We start from the raw sequence: 26773 nt of genomic DNA, 5'->3' as shown, positions 1-26773 counted from the left end.
CTCGCGTCCACTAGGCAATTCTGAGACAGCAAGCAGTGCTTGTGCGTTTCGGAGGGTTACGGCGGTTATGGCGGGAAGGAAACACCCGGTTACATTCCGAACCCGGAAGTTAAGCTTCCCAGCGCCGATGGTACTGCACTCGGGAGGGTGTGGGAGAGTAGGTCACCGCCGGACAATCTTTTGAGAAGGGGTTCATGCGAGCCTGGCTTGATGCCGGGGCTCGTGTGGGCCCCTTTTCGCATGTCCAGGCTCAGTTCCCGCATGTTCTGGGATGCGTTTCTCCGCCTCGACCGGACGCCTGCCCCGGAGATACGTTCCTCAGGACAATGTCTATCGCGCACCATCTATCGCGTACCCCCCCGCTTCGGTGTACCGGGTGCAGCCGCGGCTCTTCCTCTCGACAGCGGCGCGGTCGGTTCCGCAGAGCAGCAGCTTCAGCCAGCGTGGTCGGGTCATGACAGTCGAGCCATCTGGGCCGATCTCAGCACCCCCACCTCGGCAAGGGCCGTGACAGCCAGGCCGGCGGGTACGGCGCCCTACAGCCAGCTCGGGACCCGCGTCGCGGCGGCTGCCGTAGCCCCGACGGCGTCGCAAGGCGCGACACGGACCGGCCGAGACGGGAGCCGCTGTCACGGGAGCCGCTGTCACGGGACCCGCCGAGACGGGAGCCGCCGTGACGGGACCCGCCGAGACGGGAGCCGCCGAGACGGGACCCGCCGAGACGGGACCCGCTGTGACGGGATCCGCTGTGGTGGGCGTGGCAGTGCGAGGAGGGGCCGGCGGCACAAGGCAGGCAGCGGTGAACATGGGAAAGCCGGGGGCGGTGGGTCCACCCCCGGCTGGGACGATCTCCGGCCGTCCTTACTTCGGCAGGATCAGCAGGGCGTCGCCGACCCCACGCTCCACCCCGTCCGACGGGCGGTTGACGACCTTGTCGCCCACCACCATGGTGGTCGAGCCGCCGCCGTCCAGGTTGACGGCCTCGCGGGCGCCGAGCCAGCGCATGAAGCGGGCCGCCTCGATGAAGTTGGCCCCCACCGTGATCCCCGGCTGGCGGCCGTCGATGACGGCCACGATGAGGCTGCCGTTGCGGGTCGTGCCGAGCAGCGTGCGCGGGTGCCTGCGAAGGATCATGTTGATCGAGTCGTGGCCGTTGAGCTTGGCGGTGATCTTGGTCTTGCCGTTGCGGACCAGGCCGACGCTGCCGGCGATGACGTTCACGTCCGGCGTGAGCTTGATGGCCGAGCGCTTGCGCAGGTCCACGACCTTGGTGTCGATCTTCAGGGTGGTGCCCTCGGTGGCGTGCGCGGACAGCCACTCGGTGGCGACGCCGGTGCCGTGCAGCACGCGCGTGCCCTTGGCCACCTCGGCGCCCGGGGCGCGCACGCCGACGACCTTGCCGGCGGCGTCGATCACCACGTCGGCGCCGTCGTCGGCCGGGGTCTTGGCACCGAACTCCTCGGTGTACAGGACCAGCTCGTCCGTGCCGGCCGCGCGGTTGACGCCGTTGACCGGGGACTTGGAGCCGTCCTGCGCGATGGCCGTCACCGTGGTGCTGATCTCGGTGATGCGGGCGGTGCGGCCCTTGAGGACGACGGCGGAGCGGCCGGGCACGGCCTCGCTGAGCAGCTTGCCCGCCACCACCGACGCGCCGACCGGCTCGCCCTGGAGGTTCTTGGCGGTGTGGATGTTGAAGAAGCCGCCGTTGACGGCCGCGAGGGCATGCGCGGACTTCGCCATGGCCGAGACCTTGTCGCGGGCGGCCACACTGGTGCCCAGGGACGACGCGTACGATCCGCGGAACGTCCGCGCGTCGATCATCATGACCTTGACGTTCCAGGGGCCGGTCGTCTCGAGGCCGTCGTCGCCGGTGTAGTCCACCCTGGCCTTCAGTCCGGCGTCCTTGAGCTTGGACACCATCTCCTCGGCCTTCTTCTTCTCCTCAAGCTTCCAGCTGCCCACGCGGACCATGTAGACGGTCTGCGAGGGGGCGTCGGCCACGGCCGGCCGGACGACCTCCTGCAGGGTCGCGGTCTCGCCCGCCTCCTCGACCTGGGCCAGGACCGACTCGGCGGTCTGCCGCATGCCGTAGTCACGGCCGCTGGGCATGAGGACGGAGACCGTGTAGGCGTTGCTGGAGTTGCCGGCCTGCAGGTCGTACAGGTCGACGCCCTGGGCCACGCTGGTCAGTTTCCTCGTCGGCGCGCCCGACGTCCCCACGGGGAAGGGGAACTTCGCGGACGGGAACTTGACCGATGCCTGGTCCGCGGCGGCGACGGGCACGGTGGTGACCGTGAGGGCGGCGGCCAGGGACAGGCCGGCGGCGAGGGTACGTCGAGACATGACAACTCCAGAGGGCGGGCAGTGAACCGCACCATCCTGGCGTGATCATGGTCGGCGGGTGAGCGAAACACGCTAATCGGTCGCAGAGGTTACGAGATTGACATCGCAGCCTGGATCGGGCTTGCCGTACGACTCCTGGTCGTCACGGAACGTGCGCCCGCGTCGGCGAAAGCCCGCGACGGCGGAAGCCCGCGACGGCGGAAGCTCGCGACGGCGAGAGCCCCGCGTCGGCGAAAGCCCGCGACGGCGAGAGCCCGCGACGGCGAGAGCCCGCGACGGCGAAAGCCCGCGACGGCGAGAGCCCGCGACGGAACGTGCGCCCGGCCGTCAGCGGGCGTCGCGGCGGAAGGACTCCAGGGCCAGCAGGGCGACGTGGAGCGACAGGCACGACTCGACGTCGTCGAGGTCCGTGTCGAGGATGCGTTCGAGGCGCCGGAGCCGGTCGTAGAAGGCGGGCCGGGACAGGTGCGCCTTCTGGGCGGCCACCGCCTTGTTGCGCCCGGCGTCGAGGTAGATGCGCAGGATCCTGGTGAGGTCGCCGCCGCGCTGGGCGTCGTGGGCGAGCAGCGGCCCGAGCTCCCGCTCGGCGAACGTCTGCAGCCGCGCGTCGTCGCGCAGCAGGTGCAGCAGGCCCCGAAGCCGCAGGTCGGGTAGCCGGTAGAAGGGCCTGCCGTCGGGTTGTCGCACGGCCACGTCGGCGACCTGCTCGGCTTCGAGGAAGCTGCGCCGCACGTCGCGGATGGAGTCGACCACGGAGCCGGCCGCGAGGACGAACGCCGAGCCGGTCTTCCACAGGATCCGCAGGCGGTCGGACAGGGCGGTCAGCGCCGGCTCGGCCTGGGTGCGCGGCGGCAGGGGCAGCAGGACGCCGACGCGGTCCTGGTCGAGCGCGCCGACGAGGGCGGGCAGGCGGGCGTCGCGGCAGGCCGCGGCGGTGGCCTCGGCCAGCTCGCCGAGCTGGGCCTGCCCGTCGAGGGCCTGCTCGACGGGCTCGGTGGGCCGGATGACGACGCTGACGAGCTTGCGGCCGGTGAGGGGGACGCCGACGGCGCGGGCGCGGGCGGCGGCCTCGTCGGGGTCGGCGTAGGCGTGGGTGAGGATGCCGGTGATGATCGTGCCGTGGGCCTGGCGTTCGAGCGACTCCTGGTGGCGTTCGAGCAGGCGGCCGAGGGCGAGGGTGGTGGCGGCGCGCTCGGCGAGGACCAGGTCGCGGGGCGAGGGCGGCGCGTCGCACAGGAGGATCAGCCGTCCCCAGTCCTGGCCGCGGGCGCCGACGGTGGTGACCAGCCAGCCGGAGGCCGGGTCGTACGCGGTGCGCTCGGACGGCGCGACGGCCCGCGAGCGGGTCTCCCACCCGGCGAGCAGGCTGCCGGTGTCGCGGGCCGCGGACTCGCAGGCCAGCACCTGGTGGGCGAGGTTCTCCAGCAGCACGGGCCGCCCGGACAGCCGTGCCACCTGGGCGAGCACCTCGGCGGGCGAGGCGCCCTCGACCGACAGCTCGGTGAAGACCTCGTGCAACTGCTCGGAGGCCCGCAGCTCCTCCAGCTGGATGTCGATGATCCGGGCGTGCACCGACTCGGTGATCTGCACGAACGGCGTCTCGCGGGTCAGCACGACGAGCGGCAGGCCGTGCTCCTCGGCGGCCTTGACGACGGGGGGCGGCAGCTCGCCGACGAACCGGCGGCCCAGCTCCACGATGAGCCCGGCGACGCCCACGGATGCCAGCTCCCCGATGTAGTCGGCCAGCTTCTCGGGGTCGCGCGGCAGCGCCACGCCGGTAGTGAGCACCAGCTCGCCGCCGCGCAGCAGGGGGGCGATGTCGGCGATCTCGCCGACATGGACCCACCGCACCTTGCTGCCCAGCCGGTCGGCGCCCGCGACCACGCGCGGTCCGCCCCGGCGAACCGTCTCCAAGGCGAGCACATCGGCAATGGTGGGCAGCACGGACAGAGCCTATCCGATCAGCTTGTAAGATCGGCAATGCTGCCATTTACATAGTGGATTGACACATCGGCAGCCGCTCATCGGTTCAGCTCCTCCTCCGTGAACTCCCGGCCGGGCGGGCGCTCGCGCAGCTCGACCCGGCGGATCTTGCCGGAGATCGTCTTCGGCAGCTCGCCGAACTCCAGCCGCCGCACCCGCTGGTACGGCGCGAGCCCGCGCCGGCAGTGCTCGAAGATGGACCGCGCGGTGTCCTCGTCCGGCTCGCGTCCGGGCACGAGCGTCACGTACGCCTTGGGCACGGCCAGGCGCAGCGGGTCGGGGGCGGGCACCACGGCGGCCTCGGCCACGGCCGGGTGCTCCAGCAGCACGCTTTCCAGCTCGAACGGCGAGATGCGGTAGTCGGACGCCTTGAACACGTCGTCCGTGCGCCCCACGTAGGTGATGTAGCCCTCGGCGTCGCGGGTGGCCACGTCACCGGTGTGGTAGAAGCCGTCGCCGGCGGCGGCGGAGGCGCCCGCGTAGCCGGTCATCAGCCCGGCGGGCCGGTCGCCGTCCAGGGGAAGGCAGATCTCCCCGTCGTCGCCCGGCCGCCCGGTGACGGGGTCGAGCAGCGTGATCTCGTAGCCGGGCAGCGGCCGGCCCATCGACCCCGGTTTGACCGGCTCGTCCGGCACGTTGCCGATCTGGGCGGTGGTCTCGGTCTGGCCGTAGCCGTCGCGGACGGTGAGCCCCCACGCCTTGGCCACCTGGTCGATGATCTCCGGGTTGAGCGGCTCGCCGGCGGCGACGGCGGTGCGCAGCGGCAGCCGCCAGGCGGTCAGGTCCTCCTGGATGAGCATGCGCCACACGGTCGGCGGCGCGCAGAACGTGGTGACGGCCTCGTCGCGCAGCACCTCCAGCAGCGCGGTCGCGGAGAAGCGCCGGTAGTCGTGGACGAGCACGGTCGCCCCCGCGTTCCACGGCGCGAAGACGCTGCTCCACGCGTGCTTGGCCCAGCCGGGCGACGACACGTTGAGGTGCACGTCGCCTGGCCGCAGCCCGATCCAGTACATCGTGGACAGGTGCCCGGCGGGATAGGACAGGTGGGAGTGCTCGACCAGCTTCGGCCGGGAGGTCGTGCCGGAGGTGAAGTAGAGCAGCATGGGGTCGCCGGACAGGGTGGGCGCGTCGGGGACGATGCGGGCGTCCGCCTCGCGGCTCTCGTGGTAGGGCAGCCAGCCGTACGCGTCGCCGACGGCGATCCTGGTGAACGGCCCGGCGGCGAACTTGCCGGCGTCGGAGGCATTGGCGACGACGTGCGCGACGCCGGCCCGCTCGACGCGCTCGGCGACGTCCTTGGCGGTCAGCAGGGTGGTGGCCGGGATGACGACGGCGCCGAGCTTCATGGCGGCCAGCAGGCTCTCCCACAGCTCGACCTGGTTGCCGAGCATGAGCAGGATCCGGTCGCCGCGGCGCACGCCCTGCTCGTGCAGCCAGTGGGCGACCTGGGCGGAGCGGGCCGACAGCTCGGCGAAGGTCAGGGTCGCCGGGCGCTCCCCGCCGACGATGCGCAGCGCCACCGCGTCGGGCGTCTCTGCGGCGAGCACCCCGTCGAACCAGTCGAGCGCCCAGTTGAAGCGCTCCGGCCGGGGCCAGCGGAACTCGCTGCGCGCGGTCGCGTAGTCGGCGTTCAGCAGGAGGTCGCGTGCCGCGCGGAAGCCGCCTACGTCGTGGTGCTGCCCGTCATGTCCCATACCCTCAATCTGCTACGAGCGCAGCCGAGCCTCAAGGCCGTCGAGCACCGTGGCGAGGCCGAACGCGAAACTCGTCTCCCGCAGCGTGTCGGTGTCGGAGACCTTCTCGTTGACCTCGATGACGCGCTCCAGCAGGTCGGGGAAGTCCTTGGCGACCTTCTCGAACGTCTCGCGCATGGACTCCTGGTCGAGCTGCTCGCCGCTCAGGTACGACCGCCACGCGATCTCGGGCATCACCGTGCCGAACACGTACGCCGTGAGGGTGGCGTTGGCGCAGTCGATGTCCAGGCCCTCGAACCCGGCCAGCGCGAAGGTCCTGCGCAGCCGGTCGGACATGGACAGCGCGTTGGGACCCAGGGCGGGCATGCGGCCGATGAGCGAGCCGATCCACGGGTGGAACAGCATGACCCGGCGCATGCTGTGGGCGAAGGTCGTGATGGTGTCGCGCCAGCCGAGGTCCTCGGGGACGGGCAGGGCGATCTCGCCCCAGACGTGGTCGTAGGCCAGCTCCAGCAGCTCGTCCTTGTTCTCGACGTACCAGTAGATGGTGGTGGCGCCGGAGCCCAGCCGGGCGCCGAGCTTGCGCATGCTGAGGCCGTCGAGCCCCTCGGTGTCGAGCAGGTCCAGGGTCGCGCGGACGATCTCCTCGCGGCTGCGGCCGGGGGTCCGGGTGGGCCGTGGCTCGCGGGCCCAGACGGAGGAGATCTGCTTGCTCATGGCCCCAGCATAAATCCCCTCGCACAGTGTGCGAGAGTCGTCGTACAGTGTGCGAGTGAATTCGAACGATGTACCAGACACCTCGAACGATGTGCGAGACCCGCGGCGGTGGTGGACGCTCGTCGTCCTGTGCCTGTCGGTGCTGGTGCTGGGCGTGGACGGGACGGTGCTCAACCTGGCCATCCCGTCGCTGATCCGCGACCTGGGGGCGAGCCCCGGCGACATCCAGTGGATCCTCGACGCCTACGTGCTGGCCTTCGCCGGGTTGCTGCTGACCGCGGGCAGTCTGTCCGACCGTTACGGCCGGCGCAAATTCCTGATCATCGGCCTGGCGTTCTTCGGCGGCGCGTCGCTGCTGGCCGTGCTGGCCTCGGAGCCGTGGCAGCTCATCGGCGCGCGGGCGCTCATGGGGGTCGGCGGCTCGATCCTCATGCCCTCCACCCTGTCGATCCTGATGACCGTCTTCGACGAGGCCGAGCGGCGCAAGGCGATGGCCGCCTGGAGCGCGGTCGCCATGGTGAGCGTGATCGCGGGCCCCACGCTGGGCGGCTTCCTGCTCGACCACTACTGGTGGGGCTCGGTCTTCCTGCTGAACGTGCCGATCGCGGGCCTGGCCATCGTGGCCGCGCTCGTGCTCATGCCGGAGACCCGCAGCTCCGGGCGCAGGATCGACCCGGTGGGCGTGGTCCTGTCCGTCGTCGGGCTGACCGCCGCCGTCTACGTCATCATCGAGCGCGAGTGGAACGTGGCCGGCATCGCGACCGCCGTGGTGGCCCTCGGCGCGTTCGTGGTGTGGGAGGTGCGCTCGGAGCAGCCGATGCTGCCGCTGGAGCTGTTCCGCAACCGCAACTTCAGCGGGGCGTCCTTCTCCATCCTGCTCATGTCCTTCGGCGCGGGCGCCGTCATGCTCATGCTGACGCAGTACCTGCAGTTCGTGCTCGGCTACGGGCCGATGAAGGCGGGGCTGGCGCTGCTGCCGTACGCGGTGGCCGCGGCGCTGTTCAACGGCCTCGGCGCGGCGCTCGGCCAGCGGGTGAGCAACCGCGTGCTCGTCAGCGTGGGCCTGGTCGTCATGGCCGGCGGCTTCGCGGTGCTGGCCACGACCACCGGCTACCTGCCGGTGCTGACCGGGCTGATGGTCATGGGCGTCGGCGGCGGCCTGGCCGGACCGGCGGCCTACGCCTCGCTCATGGGGGCGATCCCGGTGGAGCACGCCGGGGTCGGCTCGGCGCTGAACGACACCGTCCAGCAGGTCGGCATGGCCATGAGCATCGCGATCCTGGGCAGCGTGCTGGCCGGGGTGTTCACCTCGGCCATGCCCGCGGACGTGCCGGCCGCGGCCAAGGAGTCGATCGGCGACGCGATCCGGCTGGGCTTCGCCGAGCCGGCCAAGGCCGCGTTCACCGACGCCGTGCACCTCGGGGCCTGGGTGGGCGGCGGGTTCTGCGTGGCCGCCGCGCTGCTCGCGCTGGCGGTGCTCCGGCCGCCCGCGCCGGCCGTCGCTCCCGAGCCCGAGCCCGAGCGGGTGTGAGCCCGGCTCCTCATCGGACGCTGTTTCATCGAACACGGGGCTCGCGCATGCTGCGCAGGCTGTCGAGCTTGTGGGTGCGCTCGTCGTGGCCGATCTGCCGCAGCAGGTCGGCCACCGAGCGGTAACGGCCATACTCGGCGGCGTAGGTGCCGGGGTCCGGAACGAGGTCGAGCGCGGGGTTCTCGGCCACGAACGTCATGTACTCGTGCTCGGCGTGGTCCTCGAACTCGGCGTTGAGCCGGTAGCTCCAGTCGGGCCGGACCAGGAACAGCATCCACGACACGTGGTAGTAGAAGAACGCGATGACCCACGGCGCGGCCCGGTGCAGCAGCCACGTCTGCCGCTCGCCGTTGCGCTGCACGAGGTCCTGCACGATCAGCAGGTGCCACTGCTCGTTGTCCTGGTCGGCTCGGGCCTCGACGATCCGCTCGAACACCCTCCTGGCCAGCGCCGAGCGCCCCGCGTGGCGGTGCACCGCCCAGTAGCCCATGCGCTCCCACGCCTGGTACGGCACGCGGGCGATGGTCTCCAGCATGGCGAACTTGGTGAACGAGCCCTGCCTGCCGTACAGGAGGTCCACCGGCTTGAACATCATCCGCGCCAGCAGGCTGTAGGCCATGCGCGGGGTGGCGAGCGTGTCGCGCTCGGCCTGGCGGAGCAGGTCGCGGCTGAGCTTGGGCGGGCCGGAGGGCAGCTCGGGGCGCGTCGCGGTGTGCGTCGCGGTGGGGGGTTCGAAGGTGATGGTCATGGCCGGTGTCTCCTCGGGTCGTCTTTCGTGATGACCCGATCGTGGCCCAGCCGGCCCCGTCCGGTCGTCGGCCGCGGGAGGTCATCGCCGGTGCCTCCGGCGGCGTACCGGGGGCGCGGCCCGTACGCCCGCAGGCGCACGGGACATCCCCTAGGGGACGGACGGCGGGAAGCCGGAAGACTGACGGCAGGAAGTCTTGATGTCATGACATAGACTGGCCAGAAGTCCAGAGGTCGCCCCGACAGCCTGTAAGGCGATTCGGCGGCCCGCCGACAGGTTGCCGGTGGGAGGAATGATGTCAGAACGGGATACTCGTAGCATGTCGGAGCTTCTCGCGCGCCACCGGGCCGTCATGCCCAACTGGCTGGCCCTCAACTACACCGAGCCCATCGAGATCGTCAGCGGCAAGGGCAACCGCGTCGTCGACGCGGACGGCAAGAGCTACCTCGACTTCTTCGCCGGCATCCTGACCAACATGATCGGCTACGACGTCCCCGAGGTGCGCGAGGCCGTCGAGCGCCAGCTCGCCACGGGCGTCGTCCACACGAGCACGGTCTACCTCCTGCGCGGCCAGATCGAGCTGGCCGAGAAGATCGCCCGCCTGTCCGGCATCCCGGACGCCAAGGTCTTCTTCACCAACTCCGGCACCGAGGCCAACGAGACCGCCCTGCTGCTCGCCACCTACGCCCGCAAGAGCGACCAGGTGCTGGCCATGCGGCAGAGCTACCACGGGCGCAGCTTCGGCGCGATCAGCGTCACCTCCAACCGCTCCTGGAAGAACAACTCGCTCTCCCCGCTCAACGCGCACTTCCTGCACGGCGCCGACCGGCACCTCGCCCAGTTCCGCGGCCTGTCCGACGCCGAGTACATCAAGGTGTGCGTCGACGACCTGCGCCACGTGCTCGCCACCACGGTCGCCGGCGACGTCGCCGCGCTGATCGCCGAGCCCATCCAGGGCGTGGGCGGCTTCACCATGGCCCCCGACGGCCTGTTCGCCGCCTACAAGGAGGTCCTGGACGAGCAGGGCATCCTGTTCATCTCCGATGAGGTGCAGACCGGCTGGGGCCGCACCGGCAGCGCGTTCTTCGGCATCCAGAACCACGGCGTGACGCCCGACATGATGACCTTCGCCAAGGGCCTCGGCAACGGGTTCGCCGTCGGCGGCGTCGTCGCCCGCGGCGACCTCATGGACGCCCTGCCCGCGGTGGGCCTGGCCACGTTCGGCGGCAACCCCATCTCCATGGCCGCCGCCAACGCCACCCTCGACTACGTCCTCGACCACGACCTGCAGGCCAACGCCGCCCGCACCGGCGCGCTCATCATGGACGGCCTGCGCGAGGCCGCCCAGCGGCTGCGCATCGTCAAGGACGTGCGCGGCAAGGGCCTGATGTTCGCCGTCGAGCTGGAGACGCCCGCCCAGGCCGCGCGCTTCATGGAGGAGAGCAAGCGGGCCGGCCTGCTCGCCGGCAAGGGCGGTCTGTACGGCACGGCCATCCGCATGGCCCCGCCCCTCACCCTCACGATGGACGAGGCCGCCGAGGGGCTCGGCATCATCGTCCACGCCCTGGAAGTCATCGACGCGGAAGCGGGAGCGCAGTGAAGTCTGTCAGGCACTGGATCGGCGGGGCGCTCACCGGCGGCGACGGCCGCACCGGGGAGGTCTTCGACCCGGCGACCGGCGAGGTGAGCGGCCACGTGGCGCTCGCGTCGGTGGAGGAGGTGGACGCGGCGGTGGCCGCCGCGGTCGCGGCGTTCCCCGCCTGGCGGGACGCGTCGCTGACCAAGCGGGCGCAGGTGCTGTTCCGCTTCCGCGAGCTCATGGTCGCCCACCGCGACGAGCTGGCCGCGCTGATCTCCGCCGAGCACGGCAAGGTGCACTCCGACGCGCTCGGCGAGGTGGCCCGCGGCCTGGAGGTCGTCGAGTTCGCCTGCGGCATCCCGCACCTGCTCAAGGGCGGCTTCTCCGAGGGCGTCTCCACGCGCGTCGACTCCTACTCGATCCGCCAGCCGCTCGGCGTCGTGGCCGGCATCACGCCGTTCAACTTCCCGGCCATGGTGCCGATGTGGATGTTCCCGATCGCGATCGCCTGCGGCAACGCGTTCGTGCTCAAGCCGTCCGAGAGGGACCCGTCGGCGTCGCTGCTCATGGCCCGGCTGTGGCAGGAGGCGGGGCTGCCCGACGGCGTGTTCAACGTCGTGCAGGGCGACAAGACCGCGGTGGACCGGCTGCTGGAGCACCCCGACGTGCGGGCCGTCTCGTTCGTCGGCTCCACCCCCATCGCCCGCTACGTCTACGAGACCGGCACGGCGCACGGCAAGCGGGTCCAGGCGCTCGGCGGTGCCAAGAACCACATGCTCGTGCTGCCGGACGCCGACCTCGACCTGGTCGCCGACTCGGCCGTGTCGGCGGGCTTCGGCTCGGCCGGCGAGCGGTGCATGGCCATCTCGGTCGTGCTGGCCGTGGACCCCGTCGGCGACGAGCTGGTCGAGAAGATCAAGGAGCGCGTCGCCAAGCTGGTGATCGGCCCCGGCGACGACCCCAGGGCCGAGATGGGTCCGCTGGTCACCCGCCAGCACCGCGACAAGGTCGCCTCCTATCTCGACCTGGGCGTCGAGGAGGGCGCCAAGCTGGTCGTGGACGGCCGCGAGAGCGCGCTGCTCGGCGGCGGCAAGGCGTCGGAGGCGCCCGGGTTCTGGCTCGGCCCGACCGTGCTCGACCACGTGCCCGTGGGCTCCCGGGTGCACACCGAGGAGATCTTCGGGCCGGTGCTGTCGATCGTGCGCGTCCCCTCGTACGAGGAGGGGGTGCGGGTCATCAACGACGGCGAGTACGGCAACGGCACCGCCATCTTCACCAACGACGGCGGCGCCGCCCGGCGCTTCCAGAACGAGGTGGAGGTCGGCATGATCGGGATCAACGTGCCGATCCCGGTGCCGATGGCGTTCTACAGCTTCGGCGGCTGGAAGGCGTCGCTGTTCGGCGACACGCACGTCCACGGCGCCGAGGGCGTCCACTTCTACACCCGCGGCAAGGTCGTCACCTCCCGCTGGCTCGACCCGTCCCACGGCGGCGTCAACCTGGGCTTCCCCACCAACGGGTAGGCCCCCGGGTCCCCACCGGGGAGGGACGAGCGTCCCTCCCCGGCCCTCTCCCCGGTAAGCTCCAGGTCACGAGATCGAGACCGCGGGCCCGGGTCGCACCTGACGAGCCGCGGGGCAGGAGGTCGCCCTCAAGGGGACCGCGGACAAGGGGGACCAGTGGATCGGCGCACACGCGCTCTGGCGCTCGCCGTGGCGGCGCTGGCCGCGAGCCTGGGCGCGGCGGGCCCGTCGGCGGGCGCGGCGGTGGCGCCGGCCGCGGTGCCGGCCCCAGTACCGGGCGCCGTGCCGGTCGCGGCCGCTTCGCGGGTGGCGCTCCCCGTTCCGCAGGGCACGCCGTCGCCCGCCGTGAGCGTGAAGCCGCGCAAGTCGGTCCCCCCGCCGGGCCCGGCGCAGAGCGACGGCACGCTGCAGATCCTCACCTACCGCGGCTACGCCGACTACTCCGGCACCACCTCCGACTTCGAGAAGACCACCGGCTGCCGCATCGCCCGCTACGACACGGTGCAGACCGCCGACCAGATGGCCGCCGCCGTCCGGGGGCGGCCCTACGACGTGATCTCCGCGGGGCCGGTGCTGGCCGCCGACCTCATCGCCTCCAAGCAGGTCCAGGTCATCGACCCGAACAAGGTGCCCGGCTACGACCGGCTGACCAAGCGCTTCCGTGAGATGACGGTCCGCTCGGGCAAGGTCTACGGCGTGCCCTACCTGTGGGGCTACCACGAGTTCCTGTACGACTCCTCCCGCGTCAAGGGCGAGCCGACCCTGAAGGACGTCTTCGGCAGCGGCCACGTCGTGCTGCGCGACAGCCCGCTGACCATCGCCGACGCCGCGCTGGCCGACGGGGTCGAGGGCGACCCGTTCGAGCTGACCAAGCACGAGCTCGACGGCGCCGTGGACCTGCTGGAGGAGCAGCCCGGCCGGACGTACTGGACCAGCTCCCTCGACCTGGTCAAGGGCTTCGCCACCGGCTCCCTCGACTACGCCCAGGCCACCCCGTACTACCGCCTGCTGCTCCAGCAGGCCGGCAGGCCGGTCAAGGCGGTCGAGACCCCGCGCGCGACCGGCTGGGTCGACTCGTGGATGCTCGGCGCCGGCGTGCCCAACACCGACTGCGCCTACCGCTGGCTGGCCTACACCGCCTCCGCCACGGTGCAGCGCAAGGCCGTCGCCTGGCTGGGGCTGGCGCCGGCCAACCCGGAGGCGTGCGTCAAGGCCACCCAGCGGGTCTGCGACGCGTACGGCGTCGAGGACCCGGAGCGGATCGGCCGGATCGCCTTCGCCACCCGCCCGCCCGACGGCTGCAAGCCCAAGGACGGCTGCCCCGCGTACATCGCGTGGGCCGAACGGTGGCGCGCGCTGGTCAAGTGAGCTCCGCCGCAGGTGGGGGCCGTGGAGATGTCTGTCTCAATTTCAGACTGAATGACCAGTCAGTCTCGACTGAATGACCAGTCAGTGAGTAGGGTGCTCTGCATGAGAATCCTTCTGGTCGGCGCCGGCGGGGTCGGCTCCGCTGTCGTGCCCATCGCCGCTCGCCGAGATTTCTTCGAACACATCGTGGTCGCCGACTCCCAACAGAGCCGGGCGGCACGTGCCGTCGCCGGTGTGGACGACCCGCGCTTCAGCGCGATCACCCTCGACGCCTCCGACCGCGCCCAGGTCGAGGCCGCCCTGCGTGAGCACCGGTGCGACGTGCTGTTCAACGCCGTCGATCCCCGGTTCACGATGCCGCTGTTCGAGGCGGCGCTGGCGGCGGGGGCGCACTACCTCGACATGGCCATGTCGCTGTCGCGGCCGCACCCCAGCGAGCCGTACCGGATGCCGGGGGTCAAGCTCGGCGACCGGCAGTTCGCCCTCGACGGCGCGTGGCGGGAGGCGGACCGGCTGGCGCTGGTCGGCATGGGCGTCGAGCCCGGCCTGGCCGACGTGTTCGCCCGCTACGCCGCCGACCACCTGTTCTCCAGCATCGAGGAGATCGGTGTACGCGACGGCTCCAACCTGGTCGTCGACGGCTACGACTTCGCGCCCACGTTCTCCATCTGGACCACGATCGAGGAGTGCCTGAACCCGCCGGTCGTCTGGGAGGACGGGCGCTGGCACACCACGGAGCCGTTCAGCGAGCCCGAGGTGTTCGACTTCCCGGCCGGCATCGGGCCGGTGGAGTGCGTGAACGTCGAGCACGAGGAGGTCCTGCTCGTGCCCCGCTGGATCCCGGCGCGCAGGGTGACCTTCAAGTACGGGCTCGGCGAGGAGTTCATCGGCGTGCTCAAGACGCTGCGCAAGCTCGGCCTCGACAGCGCCGAGAAGGTGCGCGTCGGCGGCGCGGAGGTGGCGCCGCGCGACCTCGTGGCCGCCCGCCTGCCCGACCCGGCCACGCTCGGCGAGCGCATGCACGGCAAGACGTGCGCCGGCACCTGGGTCAAGGGCCTCGGCAAGGACGGCGTGCCGCGCGAGGTGTACCTGTACCACGTGGTGGACAACGACTGGTCGATGCGGGAGTACGGCTCGCAGGCCGTCGTCTGGCAGACCGCCGTCCACCCCGTCGTGGCGCTGGAGCTGGTGGCGCGCGGCGTCTGGAAGGGGGCGGGCGTGCTCGGGCCCGAGGCGTTCGACGCGGTGCCGTTCCTCGACCTGTTGCACGAGTACGGCTCCCCGTGGGAGATGCGCGAGGAGCGCCAGGCCGCCGCCTAGTCCGGAGCGGTACGCCCGTCAGGGGCCTCCAACCAGTCCGCCTCCTCGCCGGTGAGCCGCCGCCACTCCGCCGACACCCCGTCGGGATCCGCCTCCCCGGCGGTGCGCAGCCACATCGCCGCCGCCTGCGTCTCGGCGTCCAGCTCGATCAGCAGGTGGAGGCTCGTCAGCAGCGGCTCGATCGCCTCCACCGGGCGCCCGCACTCGACGAGCAGACCGCCGCGCAACGACAGGCAGTGCGCCAGCGCCTCGGGCTCCCCTGTGCCGCCGCCGCGGATCGCGATGGCCTCGTCGATCGGGGCCAGCCCCTCGGCGTGCCGGTCGAGCAGGGCGTACCGGATGGCGTTGTTGGCCAGCGCGGTGGCCAGGTTGTCCAGTCCTCTGCCGTCCTGGCCGGTGGCCGGGCCGTCCGGCGCCCTGCCGGGCCCGTCGGCGGTCAGGCGGCGGAACACGGCCACCGCCTCCTGCGTGGCCGCCAGCGCCTCCGCCCGGCGGCCGGCCTCTCCGTACGCGTTCGACAGATTGTTCAGCGCGACACCGAGGCTGTTCAGGTGTTCGTCCGGGCTGCCGGCGGCGAGGTCGCGAAGCAGGGACACGGCCCGCTCCGCGCGTTCGACCACGTCGTCGTGCCGGCCCATTCCGGCCCGACTGGAGGCCGCCGTCGTCAGTGTCGAGGCGAGCCTGGGCGCGTGGTTGTCCGGATCGATCTCCGCGAGCCTGTGCTCGATGGCGGTCGCCTCCTCGCTCGCCGCCACGCTCTCGGCGCCCCGGCCGGCCTGCTCGTACAGGGTGGACAGCGTGACGAGGGCGTGCGCCAGCTCCGACTGCCGGTGCTCCTCCGCGAAGGAGCCCCGCTCGGTCGCGGCCATCTGGCGGCGCCACAGCGCCACCGCCTCCTCGGCCGCCGCCAGGGCCGCCTCCCGCCGCCCGGGCGGGCACGCGTTGGCGAAGATCCGCAACGCGTCGGCGAGGCCGGAGAGGTGGTCCCGGCCGAGGCGGCGGTTGAGGTCCACGGCCTCCTCGGCGGCGGTCAACGCCTCCTTCCGCCGGTCCACGACCAGGTAACGCTCGGCCAGGTAGGCCAGCGCCGTGGCCAGATCGCCCACGACCCGCCGGTGCCTCCTCGGCACGCGGAAGGGCCACAGGCGGCCGGTCGCGATCGCCCGCCGGGCATCCTCGCGGGCGACCGTGACCAGCCGCTCCGCCACCCTCACCCCGAAGTCGCGCAGCACCAGGGTCGACAAGGGGGTCGCCATCGTCAGGGCGAGCAGTTCGTCGTAGCCGAGGTCCTGCTCCTCCTCCAGGAAGGAGGCCAGCGCGTCGCGCAGCGCCTCCGGGCGTTCGGCCTGCGTCGTGATGTCGAGCATCGTCACGACCAGGTGCCAGTGCCTGATGCCGAGCAGCGAGCGGAAGATCGAGCGGAAATGCCGCTGTTCGCGGGCGGAGGCGCGCGCCAGCACCTCCAGCGCCCGCTCGCGCTGCTCGACGCTCGCGGCGGGCAACAGGACGTTCAACAGCTCAGGAGCGCCCCTGGTGACGATCGTGACCAGGTGCTCGCCGATCCGGTCCGGCTGGACGGCGCCCCAGTACTCTCCCGCCGGGGCCGGGTAGAGGCCGTGGATCCAGCGTGCCGCCGCCTCCCGCCGGTCGTCGCCGGCGTCGGTCCAGCCCGGCACCGCCTTCAGCGTGGCCCCGGCCTGCGCCGCGTCGTCGGCGCCGCACAGGGCGGCCGCGGCGATCGCCCGCTCCAGCGACCCGGGGTTGGCCGCCAGGCCCGCGGCGGCCGCCGTACGCTGCCAATACCGGCGCTCGTGGTTGAGCAGCACGTCCTCGACCGCGTCGGATGCCCCGACCTCGACCGGATGCTCGCTCGACTGCAGCAGCTCCACGAGTGCGGCCATCTGGATGGTCAGGATGGACGCGCGCACATCGGCGCCCAGCCAGACGGGCGGGTCGATGGCCTTGACCGCCGAGGCCCAGGAGGGGCCGCCGAAGCCGGGAAGGCGTTCGAGGTGGGTGGCGAGGTCGCGTAAGGCGTCGCCGAAGGCGGCCCGGCGGCCGTCCTCGTCGGGTTCGAGCGGCTGGAGGGTGTGCACGACGGTCCCGGACAGCGCCGCCTCCAGGTCGGGATGGCCGGTGCGGAGCTGGGTCCACCACTCCCCGGCGGTGCGGGCCAGCAGCAGGATCCGTACGGCCTCCCCGTCGCCGCCGTGCAACACCTGCTCCAACAGGTGCACCACCTGCTCGGGCCGGCTCTCGGCGTAGTCCACGACGACGACGAGCGGCACCGTCGTCCGGGCGAAGGCGGCGTAGGCGGCCGGGTCCACGCGCCGGGACAGCAGGTGGCCGCCGACGAAGCCGCGCCCGTACAGGTCGGTCACCAGCCGCCGCGACAGCCTGGTCTTGCCCTGACCGCCGGGGCCGGTGAGCAGGCGCACGGAGACCCCGTCGCCTTCGCACCACGCGGCCAGCTCCTCCAGCAGCTCCCCGCGGCCGCGGAAGGAGACCACCTCGGCGTCGGCGCGCAGCAGGAAGGCGGGCGAGCGGAGATCGGCGCGGGCCTGCGGCGCGTCCAGCAGCCCGGCCAGCTCCACCGACTCCAGCAGCGGCAGGTGGCCGGTCGCGTCCCTGACCAGATCGTGAAAATCCCGATCGGCCAGGAGGTCCTGGGCGCGGGTGGCGGCCAGGCGGCCGCCGTAGGCCATGCGGTCCTGGGAGACCACGCCGATCACGAGCCGGCCGTCGGCGGACAGGACGGCCGCGCCGGACATGCCCGCCCACGGGGACTCTCCCGGCGCTCCAGGTCTGGGCAGCGAGTCGTCCACGTGGATCTCGTACCGGCCGGCGGAGGCGGCGGTGCCCGGGTTCACGTGACCGGACAACTGCTCCTCCCACCGTCCGCTGTCCTCGCGTTGCGCCTTCGGGTAGCCGGTGGCCTGGCAGGGGACGCCGGGTCTGGTGCCGGTGAGCCGCCCCCACCGCACCGGCCCGCGGCCGGTCCGCCGGTCCGTGTGGGCCACGCGGATCAGCGCCGCGTCCACGGCTCCCGAACGGCGCCGCCACACCACGGTGCCCGCCGACTCGTGGCCGGCCCACCCGACCGTCACCTCGTGGCCCACGTTCTCGACCACGTGGGCCGAGGTCAGCACCAGCGACGGAGCGACGAGGAAACCACTGCCGAACACCTTGCGCCCGTCGTCCGTCCGGGCGCGCACGTACACGGATCTCGCGGACTCAGCGGCCACGCCTCACCTCCACGTACGATCTGGTTTTCCCCGGATTGTGGGCGGCGATAGGAGGTCGGCGTGAGCGATTCCGAGTGGGTGGAGCTGGACGACGCGATCACCGCGTTACGCAAGCAGCTCGACGTGGCACGTAAGCGGGGTGCGGAGGAGGACCTGAAGTTCGCGCTCGGCGAGGTGACCGTCGAGTTCGGCATGGAAGTCCGCAAGGAGGGGTCGGGCAACGCGGGCGTGCGCCTCGGAGTCGTCTCCGTGGGCGCCAAGGGCACGGTGGCCAGGAACGTCACCCACAAGGTGACGATCAAGATGACGCCCCGCACGAGCGCCGGGGAGTCGGTGGACGTCCGCGACGAGGACGACTGGTAACAGCCGGAGAACACGGCGGTGCGGCCCCGCCGGGCCGCACCGGGAGGTCAGCGGGCCGGGAAGGCGAGGACGGTGCCGAGGGGGGCGGGCAGCAGGGCCTCGGCGCAGTCGGCGCACGCCAGCACGGCCGAGTCGTCGGGCAGCCGGCCCACGCGCACGCGCGGCCTCGGCCACCGCTTGTGGCAGACGGCGCAGGCATCGCCCTCGCGCTGCGCCCAGCTCAGATCATCAGGGTCGAACGTCAACATGTCATGCGCCGTTCCTGTCGGGCCCCAGTTCATCACGCTCCCCGAGGTGATCGCGCACCCGTGCACCGGATCCGTTATAACCCCGACCGCCCTCGTGATCGTCTAGCTGGGCGTCAAGCCAGAGTGAATTCTCTACCCACCCCGCCTCCTTTAGGCGCATAAAAACGGGCATCCAGCCACAAGCCGGATGCCCGTTTTTTACCTATTCATACTTTGTAAAGGGCTCAGAGCTCGGCGAACGCCTTCTCCAGGATGCCGAGGCCCTCCTCCAGCAGGTGCTCGGGGATCACCAGCGGCGGCAGGAACCGCAGCACGTTGCCGTAGGTGCCGGCGGTGAGCACCAGCAGGCCGTCCGCGTGGCAGCGCTTGACCACCTCGGCGACGGCAGCCGGGTCGGGCTCCTTGGTGCCCGGCCGCACCAGCTCGATCGCGATCATCGCGCCGCGCCCGCGCACGTCGCCGATCACGTCGAAGCGCTCGCGCATCGCCTCCAGGCGGGGCAGCATGATCTCGCCGATCCGCCGGGCCCTGGCGACCAGGTCCTCCTCGGCGATGGTCTCCAGCACGCCGAGCGCCGCCTCGCAGGCCAGCGGGTTGCCGCCGTACGTGCCGCCCAGGCCGCCCGGGTGGACCTGGTCCATGAGCTCGGCGCGGCCGGTCACCGCCGCCAGCGGCAGGCCGCCCGCGATGCCCTTGGCCGTGGTGATGATGTCGGGCACGACGCCCTCGTGCTCGCAGGCGAACAGGTCGCCCGTGCGGGCGAAGCCGGTCTGCACCTCGTCGGCCACGAACACGATGCCGTTCTCGCGGCAGAACTCCGCGATCCTCGGCAGGAAGCCCTTGGCCGGCTCGATGAAACCCCCCTCGCCGGCGATCGGCTCGATCACCACGGCCGCCACGTTGGTCGCGCCGATCTGCTTGGTGATCATGTCGATGGCCTGGGCGGCGGCCTCCTCGGCGCAGTTCTCGGGGCCGGTCGGCCAGCGGAACGGGTAGGCCAGCGGCACCCGGTACACCTCGGGCGCGTACGGGCCGAAGCCCTGCTTGTAGGGCATGTTCTTGGCCGTGAGCGTCATCGTGAGCAGGGTGCGCCCGTGGTAGCCGTGGTCGAACACCACGACCGCCTGCCGCCCGGTGGCGTACCTGGCGACCTTGACGGCGTTCTCGACGGCCTCGGCGCCGCTGTTGACCAGGAAGGTGCGCTTGTCGTGGTCGCCCGGGGTCAGCTCGTTGAGCTTCTCGCAGACCTGCACGTACGACTCGTACGGCGTGACCATGAAGCAGGTGTGGGTGAAGTCGGCGACCTGCTTCTGGACGCGCTCGACCACGCGCGGGGCGGCGTTGCCCACGTTCGTGACGGCGATGCCGGAGCCGAAGTCGATCAGCCTGTTGCCGTCGGCGTCCTCGACCACGCCGCCGCCCGCGCGGGTCACGAAGACCGGCAGCGTGGTGCCGATGCCGCCGGGCACGGCGGCCTGCTTGCGGGCCAGCAGTTCCTGCGACCGGGGTCCGGGGATGGCGGTGACGAGACGGCGCTCCTGCGGGATGCTCATGGCTCCGACGTTAAGCCCCGCTCCGACCTGCGCCGATACGTCGATATGGCACACTGGAGCCACGTTTCTTCGCCGGAATGGACAACTCTCACGGATGGCGCCTTCGCTTCGGGTCGTGGTGCGACGGATGGGGCTGCGGCCGCTCGCCGGGTCGGTCGAGGGCGTGGTGGTGCGCTGGGTCGCGGTGAGTGAGCTGGCGGATCCGACGCCGTACCTGGAGGGGGAGGAGCTGCTCCTCACGACGGGGATGCGGCTGGAAGCCGACTTTTCCGGATATGTCGCCCGGCTGGTGGCGCGGGGGGTGGCCGGGCTCGGCTTCGCGGTGGGGCTCACGCACGAGGACGTGCCGCCCGGCCTCGTCCAGGCGGCGGAGGAGGCCGGTCTGCCGCTGCTGGAGGTGCCGCGCGAGGTCCCGTTCATCGCGATCGGCAAGGCGGTCAGCGAGCTGCTGGCGGCCGAGCAGTACGACGAGATCAAGAACGCCTTCGCGGCGCAGGGCCGGCTGACGCGCGCCGCCCTGCGGCCGGAGGGCCCCCGGGCGGTGGTCGACCGCCTGGCCAAGGAGATCGGCGGTTGGGCGGCGCTGCTGGACGAGACCGGGGAGGTCCGTCACGCCTCGCCGGGCGCGCAGGTCGGCACGGTGGTGGCGGAGCTCACCCGCCTCGGCGCCCTGCCCGGCCACCCCGCTCCCGGACCCGCCGGTGCGCAGACGGGGCGGCCCGCTCCGGGGCCGGCCGGTGGGCAGGTGGGGCAGCCTGCTCGGGTACCTGCCGGTGGGCAGGTGGGGCAGCCCGCTCGGGGACCCGCCGGTGGGCAGGCGGGGCGGCCCGCTCCGGGGTCTGCCGGTGGGGCGGCGGGGCGGCCCGCGAGTCTGGCGTGGTCCGGGCCCGGCGGGCACATGGTGGTGCTGCCGCTCGGCGGCGGGCCGCGACCGCGCGGGTTCTTCGCCGCCGGCTCGGCGCAGCCGTTCTCGCCGGTCGGCCACACGGTCCTGAACGCCGCCGGCTCGCTGCTCACGCTGGCCCTGGAGCAGGGCGGGGCTCGGCTGGAGGCGGAGCGGCGGCTGCGCTCGTCCGTCCTGGAACTGCTGCTCGCGGGAGCGCCGGAGCAGGCGCGCGCGGTGCTGGAGCCGGTCGGCGGGCGGCTGCCCGAGGAGCCGCTGGTCGTGCTGGCCGCCCCCGCCGACGCCCTGGAGGCGCTGGAGCCGCACGCCTTCACGGTCCTCCTGCGGGAGGAGCGCCCCGTCTCGGGCGTCGCCCGTGAGCCTGACGCCGAGGCGCCGGCGCCGGGCGGGGGAGTGGTGGTGGCCGTGGTGGGGGAGCGGGCCGCCGACCAGGCGGCGGCGTTCGCCGGCGGCCCGGTGGGCGCGAGCGTCCCGTGCTCGTACGGCGAGCTGACCGGCGCCCTCGACCAGGCGCGGCGCGCGCTCACGGCGGCGGCCGGCGAGCGGGGCGAGGGACGGCTGGTGCGGTTCGGCGACCTGGCCGGGCAGGGGCTGCTGCGGCTGCTCGACCCGGGCGCCGCGCGGGCGTTCGCCGGGGCGCTGCTGGCCCCTCTCACGCGGTACGGCTCGCGGGCCGACCTCGTGGAGTCGCTGCGCGCGTACCTGAGCTGCAACGGCCACTGGGACGCGGCGGCGCAGCGGCTGGGCGTCCACCGGCACACGCTGCGCTACCGGATGCGGCGCGTGGCCGAGCTGCTCGGCCGCGACCTGGACGATCCGGGGGTGCGGGCGGAGCTGTGGATCGCGCTGGCCGCCACCGACCCGGCGGGCGGCGCCCCTCCGGGGGCCCGGGAACCGTCCGCGTGAGGCGGAAGTTCCGGGGCCCCGACATCGGCGAGGCGGCTCGCCCGCCTATCCCTCCGTGAGCAGGTGAAGCGCGTCCAGGACGGAGAGCCAGGCGGCCGAGCGGGGGTCGATGAGGTCGAAGTGACCCGCGCCGGGGACTTCGATCAGCTTCGCCCCGCATGAGGCGTGATAGCGGCGGGACAGGTCCACCGGCAGCACCTCGTCCTGGTCGCCGTGGACGACGACGACCGGAGCCAGCGCGACCACACCGGCCACCCGTGGCGGGACGGCGGTGTGTCCGGGCGCGCCCTGGGGCAGGCGGTCGCGCAGCGCGGCCCAGACGGCGAGCTGCCCGCCCGCCGAGTGCCCGAGGTAGACGATCCGGTCGAGGTCGACGCGCCCCGGCGAGCTCCGCGCGATCATGTCCGGGAGCGTGTCGGCCGCCTGCGCGACGTCCGTGAACGTGGCCGGCCAGCCGCCGCCGATGCCGACCCGCCGGTACTCGACGTTGGCCACGGCGTATCCCTCGTACGCGAGGGCATCGGCCACCACGCCCACGTGCAGCCGGTCGTGGGCCGCTCGCCAGAAGCCGCCGTGCAGCAGCATCACCAGCGGCACCGCGCCGGTGGCGCGCACCGGAAGGGTGACGTCGGCGACCTGGTCGGGATGCGGCCCGTAAGCCAGCGTCTCGATCCGCCTCGGCGTCGCGTCGCCCGCACTGTCGTCCATGGTGGAGGAGTCAACTCGATACCTCGAAAAGATGCAACTCGATTCGAGGTATTCAGGCGAAGAACCGCGTCAGGTGCTCGACGACGATGCCGGGCTGTTCCTCGGGGATGTAGTGGCCGCTGCCGGGCACCAGCGCCACCTGGACGTCGGTGCCCTTGTCCGGCAGCACCGCCTGCAGCAGCATGTGACCGCCTTCGCCGCCGCCCAGGCCCAGCAGCGGGGCGGTGACCCTGCCGTAGGTCTTCTCGTCGGCGATGTCCTGCCCGAACGCCCGGTACCAGGCGTTGCCCGCGCGGATGGCGTCCGGCGTGGCGTAGGCGTGGGCGTAGACGTCGCGGTCGTGGTCGCTGATGGAGCCGGGATCCTCGACCAGATAGTCGATCATCCAGTCGACCAGGTCGCGGGAGCGGCCGGCGAGCAGGCGTTCCGGAAGGCCCGGCACCTGGTTGAAGGCGAACCACCACAGGAACCGGCCCGGCCCCGCGTGGATGTCGCCGTCCACCTGCTGGCGGCCGGGCCGGGGGAGCAGGGAGTAGGTGTAGAAGCGCTCGTCGGGGTGGGCGATGTCCAGCAGCGCGATGCGCCGGGTGTGGGCGGGGTGGTTGGCGGCGAAGGCGTGGGCGACCATGCCGCCGATGTCGTGGCCGGCGATGTCGACCCGGTCGTGGCCGAGGTGGCGGACGAGTCCGAGGATGTCGGCGGCCATCGTCTTCTTGTCGTACCCGTGGGAGGGCTTGCCGGAGCCGCCCATGCCGCGCAGGTCGACGGCGATCACCCGATGGCGCTCGGCGAGCGGCGGCATGATCTTGTGGAACTCCCACCAGGTCTGCGGCCACCCGCCCAGCAGGATGAGAGGCGCGCCGTGCCCGCCGGACACGTAGTGCAGCCGGGTGCCGTTGACGTCGGCGTGCGCGCTGACGAACCCGCCGTCGAGCGAGCGCGCCAGCTCGGCGTCGGACGGTGCTTCCCCCACGATGATGTCTCCTTCAGATCCGTCGCGGGGGCGCGTGCCTGAGCCCGCCCGGAGGTCAGGAGCGGCAGATCGGCGCACGCCCCGCGTACGGCGATGGACCCCGGCACCGGCCGAACGGCCTGGCGCGGGATCCATCGCCGGTTGTACCCGTGGCGGCTGACGACGCTATCCCTTGACACTGGCGTCAAGGTCAAGCGCTCAGAGCCGGCGGCGCGCCCGCCTCACTGCTTGGAGACCAGGTAGCAGCAGATGGTCGCCGTCGTGACGGCCTCGTAGGTGCGGGCGTCGCGCAGGTGGCCGGCCCGTTCGAGGCTGATGGCCCCCTGGGCCGCCGCCCAGAGCGCGTCGGCGATCTTGCGGGGCTGGGTGGGGACGAGGTAGCCGGCGGAGATGCAGTCGGCGATGACCCGGTCGAGGATGTTCAGCGCGGCGCGGGCCAGGGTGCGGGCGCGCTCGCTGGGTTCGAAGCCGGGGATGGCCCGCTCGAACATGAGGCTGTAGTAGCCGGGCTCGGCCAGGCACGCCTGCCGGTAGGCGGGGCCGAGCGCGGACAGGTACTCGAAGGGGTTGTCGCGCTGCGGCACGGCCTCCAGGAACCGCCGGAAGCGCTCGAATCCCTCCAGGTAGAGGGCCTCGGCGAGCCCCTCCCGGTTGCCGAACATCGTGTAGATGACGGTGGTGGTACAGCCGGCCTCGCTGGCGATCCTGCGCATGGTCAGGCTCTCCGGGCCGTCGCTCACCAGGAGGTTGACCGCGACGTCCAGGAGCCTGGAACGCAGCTCGTCGTGGCTCGCCCGTTCGCCCATCAGGTAGGCGCCCTGAAGTCCAAGCGGCGCCGAGGAGGTCATGGGCCCACGCCTTTCTGCTCGGGGGCCCGCCGCGCTGGGAGACCCGCACACGTTGACTTAGCCAGGGCGGGCTTCGTTCAAACCGCTCCGCACGGTAAACATCCCGAATTAGGTCTACTTCTGTTACATGGTGGGTAAAGGAGAGGGTCGGTCGGGGTCTGCGGGCGTCGAGTGCAGAGCTGTGAGCTGCGGGGGACGTCCGTAGAAGGCGGGGGCTATCCGGGGGAGTCTGCCTACGCTGGCTCCCCCGTGTGGCTCCCCCGTTAGGCCCGAGAGTCCTACGCGAATGCGGACTCGGGGAAGGTCAATGCTGTGACCGAACGATCACTGGGTGGGGTGACAGAGGTCAGGCTAAAGCCGGCCGCCCCAAGAGGTGCACTTCTCGCTTGGGCTGCGCGCGTTCGCAGCGTTGGGCGGCCATGACATCGAGCCGGCCCACGGAGGCGACGTCTACGAAGTGCACATGCTGTCAGCCGACGTCTGTCCTGTGGTTCTGGACGCTGAGACCGCCACAGCCGCGAGTGGGGCGTATGTGCCGAGGATCACCAGTGGTACGCCCGACAGTCTGGGTCGGAACATGCAACGTTCGTCGTCTCGCGCCTAGCGCCCCCGCGCATGATCGTGCTCCCATGGCGTGTCATGGAGGGGCAATGAAACGGGCGTGGGACCTGCCGGACGACTTCTGGGTGATCCAAAGGCGGGCCCGCTTGCTACGAACTCTGCGTCTGTCGATCGAGGGTGAGCCTGAACGGAAAGGCGTCAGGGGTCACCGATCAGCCGTCGCCTTTCAGCAGCAGGTCATCAAGCAGATGACCGCCGCCAGTCGGCGTCCCTTCACCGGGCCCGTAGCCCTGGATTTGTCGCTCAAGAGCACGCGCAAGAACCCGCCAGCGATTCACCGGGTCGCCAAGCACATCCTTGACCTGCTGGGGGCCAGCCAGTCCAGGGGTCCGGCCCCGGCGGCGTAGCGTGTTGTACCGCGACGACCGGCAGGTCAAATACCTCTACGTGGACCTGGACCAGGCATGGAACCGCGACAGAGTGCCGGCTGAGCTACCAACGCCATCGGGCCTTCACGATTCCTGGGCCAACATCACCCGCCGGTCTGGACACTCCGACGAACAAGCACCGCTCCCCCCGACCGGGCGGCCAGGTGCTAATGGCTCCCATCTTGACGGTGAGCGCGCCGGGTGGATCAGGATTCTCGCCCGCCCGGGCCGCGACGTCGTCGCCGATCTGACCATGGCCAACCGGCTCCGGCACCTCGACGATAGTCAGGACGAATCCAACCCATTCGAGGCACCGGACCTTCCCGATGACCTGGACGACGACTGGAACAACCGCCTACATCAGCCTGACGACTCCGACATGTGGGACTACGTCGAGCGGTTCAGCCGCTTCTACTGGCTGACGCGGTTCCAGAGAGCGGTCCTGGGCCAGATCGACTCAGCCCTGTTTGCTGGCTTATGCATGTACCTCGACAGCAGGTCCCAGATTGCCTCGCTGTACGCCCCCGAGCCGTATCGCAGCCATATCGCCAGCCTCCTTCGCGATACCGGCACCATGAGTCGCGGCCAACTCCTGGCACACCCGTTGACGCTGAAGCTCCCAGGGCTGCCGCGTAACAGCCGCGAGGGTGAGGACTTCAAGGCGGTCCTCCGTGAGCGCATGGAAGACTTCAAAGTGCGCCGCCCGATGTTCAACCTCCTGACGGTCCCCGTGAAGATGACCTTCTTGGTTGTCCCTCCCGAGCAGGGCAAGGACCTCGACAACATCGTGCTGACGGCCCTGCCGATCGCCCACGAAGTGCTGCGGCCCCATATCGAGCCGCACCTGCTGGCGCCTCAACCTCCTGGTGGCACCCCGGAACCCTGGCGGGTAGAGGCGCTGCGCCGATTGCGGTCTCTCAACGCGAACAGTGTCGCCGCTTACCAGGTCATTGAGTTGGCGCGGACGCCACAGGATCCGCCCGCGGGTGTGCTGCGTCTGGCGCTCGGCCCGGTGTCCCACTCCAGTTGGTGGGACCAGGCGGCCGACTACGTAGACAAGCGGATCGCTGCCAAAGACGAGCTTTCGGGGTGAGATGTGCGCAGTTGGTAGCTCTTGCGCGTCCTGTGTGTCATGACGACCGGCTCACCTGGAGGCGCGTCCAGGTAGGCCGCTTGTCGGGGGCTGCGTTACCCATGTTGACGACTGTCCTCAGCGCTCTCGCTGATCGC

General features: G+C 71.7%; 20 protein-coding genes and 1 rRNA gene. 10 read left to right on the top strand and 11 right to left on the bottom strand.

Going from position 1 to position 26773, the window contains the following annotated elements:
• The first annotated feature begins 57 nt into the window (after window positions 1-57).
• Window positions 58-174, top strand: a 5S ribosomal RNA gene (rrf, locus tag HD595_RS06355).
• Between the two features lie 687 nt (window positions 175-861).
• On the opposite strand, the gene HD595_RS06350 is transcribed toward rrf, so the two are convergent.
• The 4 genes from HD595_RS06350 to HD595_RS06335 all read right to left on the bottom strand — a co-directional run bounded on the left by HD595_RS06350 (window position 862) and on the right by HD595_RS06335 (window position 6737).
• Window positions 862-2343 (bottom strand): phosphodiester glycosidase family protein, encoded by a 1482-nt coding sequence (locus tag HD595_RS06350; protein ID WP_253766516.1) that lies wholly within the window; start codon window positions 2341-2343, stop codon window positions 862-864.
• Window positions 2344-2670: 327 nt separating this feature from the next.
• Window positions 2671-4287 carry a PucR family transcriptional regulator gene (locus HD595_RS06345; protein WP_253766514.1) on the bottom strand — a complete coding sequence of 539 codons (1617 nt, stop codon included), beginning with the start codon at window positions 4285-4287 and terminating at the stop codon, window positions 2671-2673.
• Between the two features lie 77 nt (window positions 4288-4364).
• On the bottom strand, window positions 4365-6020 hold the full coding sequence (locus HD595_RS06340; protein WP_253766512.1) for an AMP-binding protein: 1656 nt from the start codon (window positions 6018-6020) through the stop codon (window positions 4365-4367).
• Window positions 6021-6032: 12 nt separating this feature from the next.
• The gene (locus HD595_RS06335) at window positions 6033-6737 is read right to left on the bottom strand and encodes a TetR/AcrR family transcriptional regulator (RefSeq protein ID WP_253766510.1); all 705 of its coding nucleotides are present in this window, start codon (window positions 6735-6737) and stop codon (window positions 6033-6035) included.
• A 91-nt stretch (window positions 6738-6828) separates the two neighbouring features.
• On the opposite strand from HD595_RS06335, the gene HD595_RS06330 reads away from it, so the two are divergent.
• A complete protein-coding gene (locus HD595_RS06330) occupies window positions 6829-8268 on the top strand; it encodes an MFS transporter (protein ID WP_253766508.1) in 1440 nt (479 codons plus the stop codon).
• A gap of 25 nt (window positions 8269-8293) precedes the next feature.
• Here the strand turns inward: HD595_RS06330 and HD595_RS06325 are convergent, their stop codons facing one another.
• Window positions 8294-9016 carry an alternative oxidase gene (locus HD595_RS06325; RefSeq protein WP_253766505.1) on the bottom strand — a complete coding sequence of 241 codons (723 nt, stop codon included), beginning with the start codon at window positions 9014-9016 and terminating at the stop codon, window positions 8294-8296.
• 319 nt (window positions 9017-9335) lie between these two features.
• Here HD595_RS06325 and HD595_RS06320 point away from each other — a divergent pair, with 319 nt between their 5' ends.
• The 4 genes from HD595_RS06320 (at window position 9336) to HD595_RS06305 (ending at window position 14806) form a co-directional block, all read left to right on the top strand.
• On the top strand, window positions 9336-10616 hold the full coding sequence (locus tag HD595_RS06320) for an aspartate aminotransferase family protein (protein ID WP_253766503.1): 1281 nt from the start codon (window positions 9336-9338) through the stop codon (window positions 10614-10616).
• Window positions 10613-12118, top strand: coding sequence for a CoA-acylating methylmalonate-semialdehyde dehydrogenase (locus tag HD595_RS06315; protein WP_253766501.1), 1506 nt, complete (start codon window positions 10613-10615; stop codon window positions 12116-12118). Before HD595_RS06320 ends, HD595_RS06315 begins: the two co-directional genes overlap by 4 nt.
• Before the next feature lie 156 nt (window positions 12119-12274).
• The gene (locus HD595_RS06310) at window positions 12275-13486 is read left to right on the top strand and encodes an extracellular solute-binding protein (RefSeq protein ID WP_253766499.1); all 1212 of its coding nucleotides are present in this window, start codon (window positions 12275-12277) and stop codon (window positions 13484-13486) included.
• A 102-nt stretch (window positions 13487-13588) separates the two neighbouring features.
• Window positions 13589-14806 carry a saccharopine dehydrogenase family protein gene (locus HD595_RS06305; RefSeq protein ID WP_253766497.1) on the top strand — a complete coding sequence of 406 codons (1218 nt, stop codon included), beginning with the start codon at window positions 13589-13591 and terminating at the stop codon, window positions 14804-14806.
• On the opposite strand, the gene HD595_RS46625 is transcribed toward HD595_RS06305, so the two are convergent.
• Complete coding sequence (locus tag HD595_RS46625) at window positions 14803-18051, bottom strand: trypsin-like peptidase domain-containing protein (protein ID WP_253766495.1); 3249 nt, start codon at window positions 18049-18051, stop codon at window positions 14803-14805. The two genes, HD595_RS06305 and HD595_RS46625, sit on opposite strands and share 4 nt — an antisense overlap.
• A 60-nt stretch (window positions 18052-18111) precedes the next feature.
• Here HD595_RS46625 and HD595_RS06295 point away from each other — a divergent pair, with 60 nt between their 5' ends.
• Window positions 18112-18414, top strand: a complete 303-nt coding sequence (locus tag HD595_RS06295) for a trypco2 family protein (protein WP_253766494.1) — start codon at window positions 18112-18114, stop codon at window positions 18412-18414.
• Between the two features lie 47 nt (window positions 18415-18461).
• Here HD595_RS06295 and HD595_RS06290 read toward each other — a convergent pair whose 3' ends face one another.
• Both HD595_RS06290 and gabT read right to left on the bottom strand, forming a co-directional pair.
• A complete protein-coding gene (locus HD595_RS06290) occupies window positions 18462-18662 on the bottom strand; it encodes a hypothetical protein (protein ID WP_175595739.1) in 201 nt (66 codons plus the stop codon).
• 224 nt (window positions 18663-18886) lie between these two features.
• Window positions 18887-20215 carry a 4-aminobutyrate--2-oxoglutarate transaminase gene (gene gabT, locus HD595_RS06285; RefSeq protein ID WP_253766492.1) on the bottom strand — a complete coding sequence of 443 codons (1329 nt, stop codon included), beginning with the start codon at window positions 20213-20215 and terminating at the stop codon, window positions 18887-18889.
• Window positions 20216-20330: 115 nt separating this feature from the next.
• Between gabT and HD595_RS06280 the strand changes: the two genes are divergently transcribed.
• Window positions 20331-22025, top strand: a complete 1695-nt coding sequence (locus HD595_RS06280) for a PucR family transcriptional regulator (protein ID WP_420540692.1) — start codon at window positions 20331-20333, stop codon at window positions 22023-22025.
• Window positions 22026-22070: 45 nt separating this feature from the next.
• Here the strand turns inward: HD595_RS06280 and HD595_RS06275 are convergent, their stop codons facing one another.
• The 3 genes from HD595_RS06275 to HD595_RS06265 all read right to left on the bottom strand — a co-directional run bounded on the left by HD595_RS06275 (window position 22071) and on the right by HD595_RS06265 (window position 24554).
• Window positions 22071-22733 (bottom strand): alpha/beta hydrolase, encoded by a 663-nt coding sequence (locus HD595_RS06275; RefSeq protein ID WP_253766488.1) that lies wholly within the window; start codon window positions 22731-22733, stop codon window positions 22071-22073.
• A gap of 52 nt (window positions 22734-22785) precedes the next feature.
• On the bottom strand, window positions 22786-23706 hold the full coding sequence (locus tag HD595_RS06270) for an alpha/beta fold hydrolase (protein ID WP_253766486.1): 921 nt from the start codon (window positions 23704-23706) through the stop codon (window positions 22786-22788).
• A 221-nt stretch (window positions 23707-23927) separates the two neighbouring features.
• Entirely contained in the window at window positions 23928-24554 is a 627-nt protein-coding gene (locus tag HD595_RS06265) for a TetR/AcrR family transcriptional regulator (protein WP_253766484.1), read from the bottom strand.
• Window positions 24555-25204: 650 nt separating this feature from the next.
• On the opposite strand from HD595_RS06265, the gene HD595_RS06260 reads away from it, so the two are divergent.
• Entirely contained in the window at window positions 25205-25522 is a 318-nt protein-coding gene (locus HD595_RS06260) for a hypothetical protein (protein ID WP_253766482.1), read from the top strand.
• Between the two features lie 4 nt (window positions 25523-25526).
• Complete coding sequence (locus HD595_RS06255; RefSeq protein ID WP_253766480.1) at window positions 25527-26636, top strand: hypothetical protein; 1110 nt, start codon at window positions 25527-25529, stop codon at window positions 26634-26636.
• Window positions 26637-26773: the final 137 nt, after the last annotated feature.

Source organism: Nonomuraea roseoviolacea subsp. carminata (genome assembly GCF_024172185.1).
Taxonomy (GTDB): Bacteria; Actinomycetota; Actinomycetes; order Streptosporangiales; family Streptosporangiaceae; genus Nonomuraea; species Nonomuraea roseoviolacea.
This window is presented reverse-complemented; position numbering and strand designations above follow the sequence as displayed.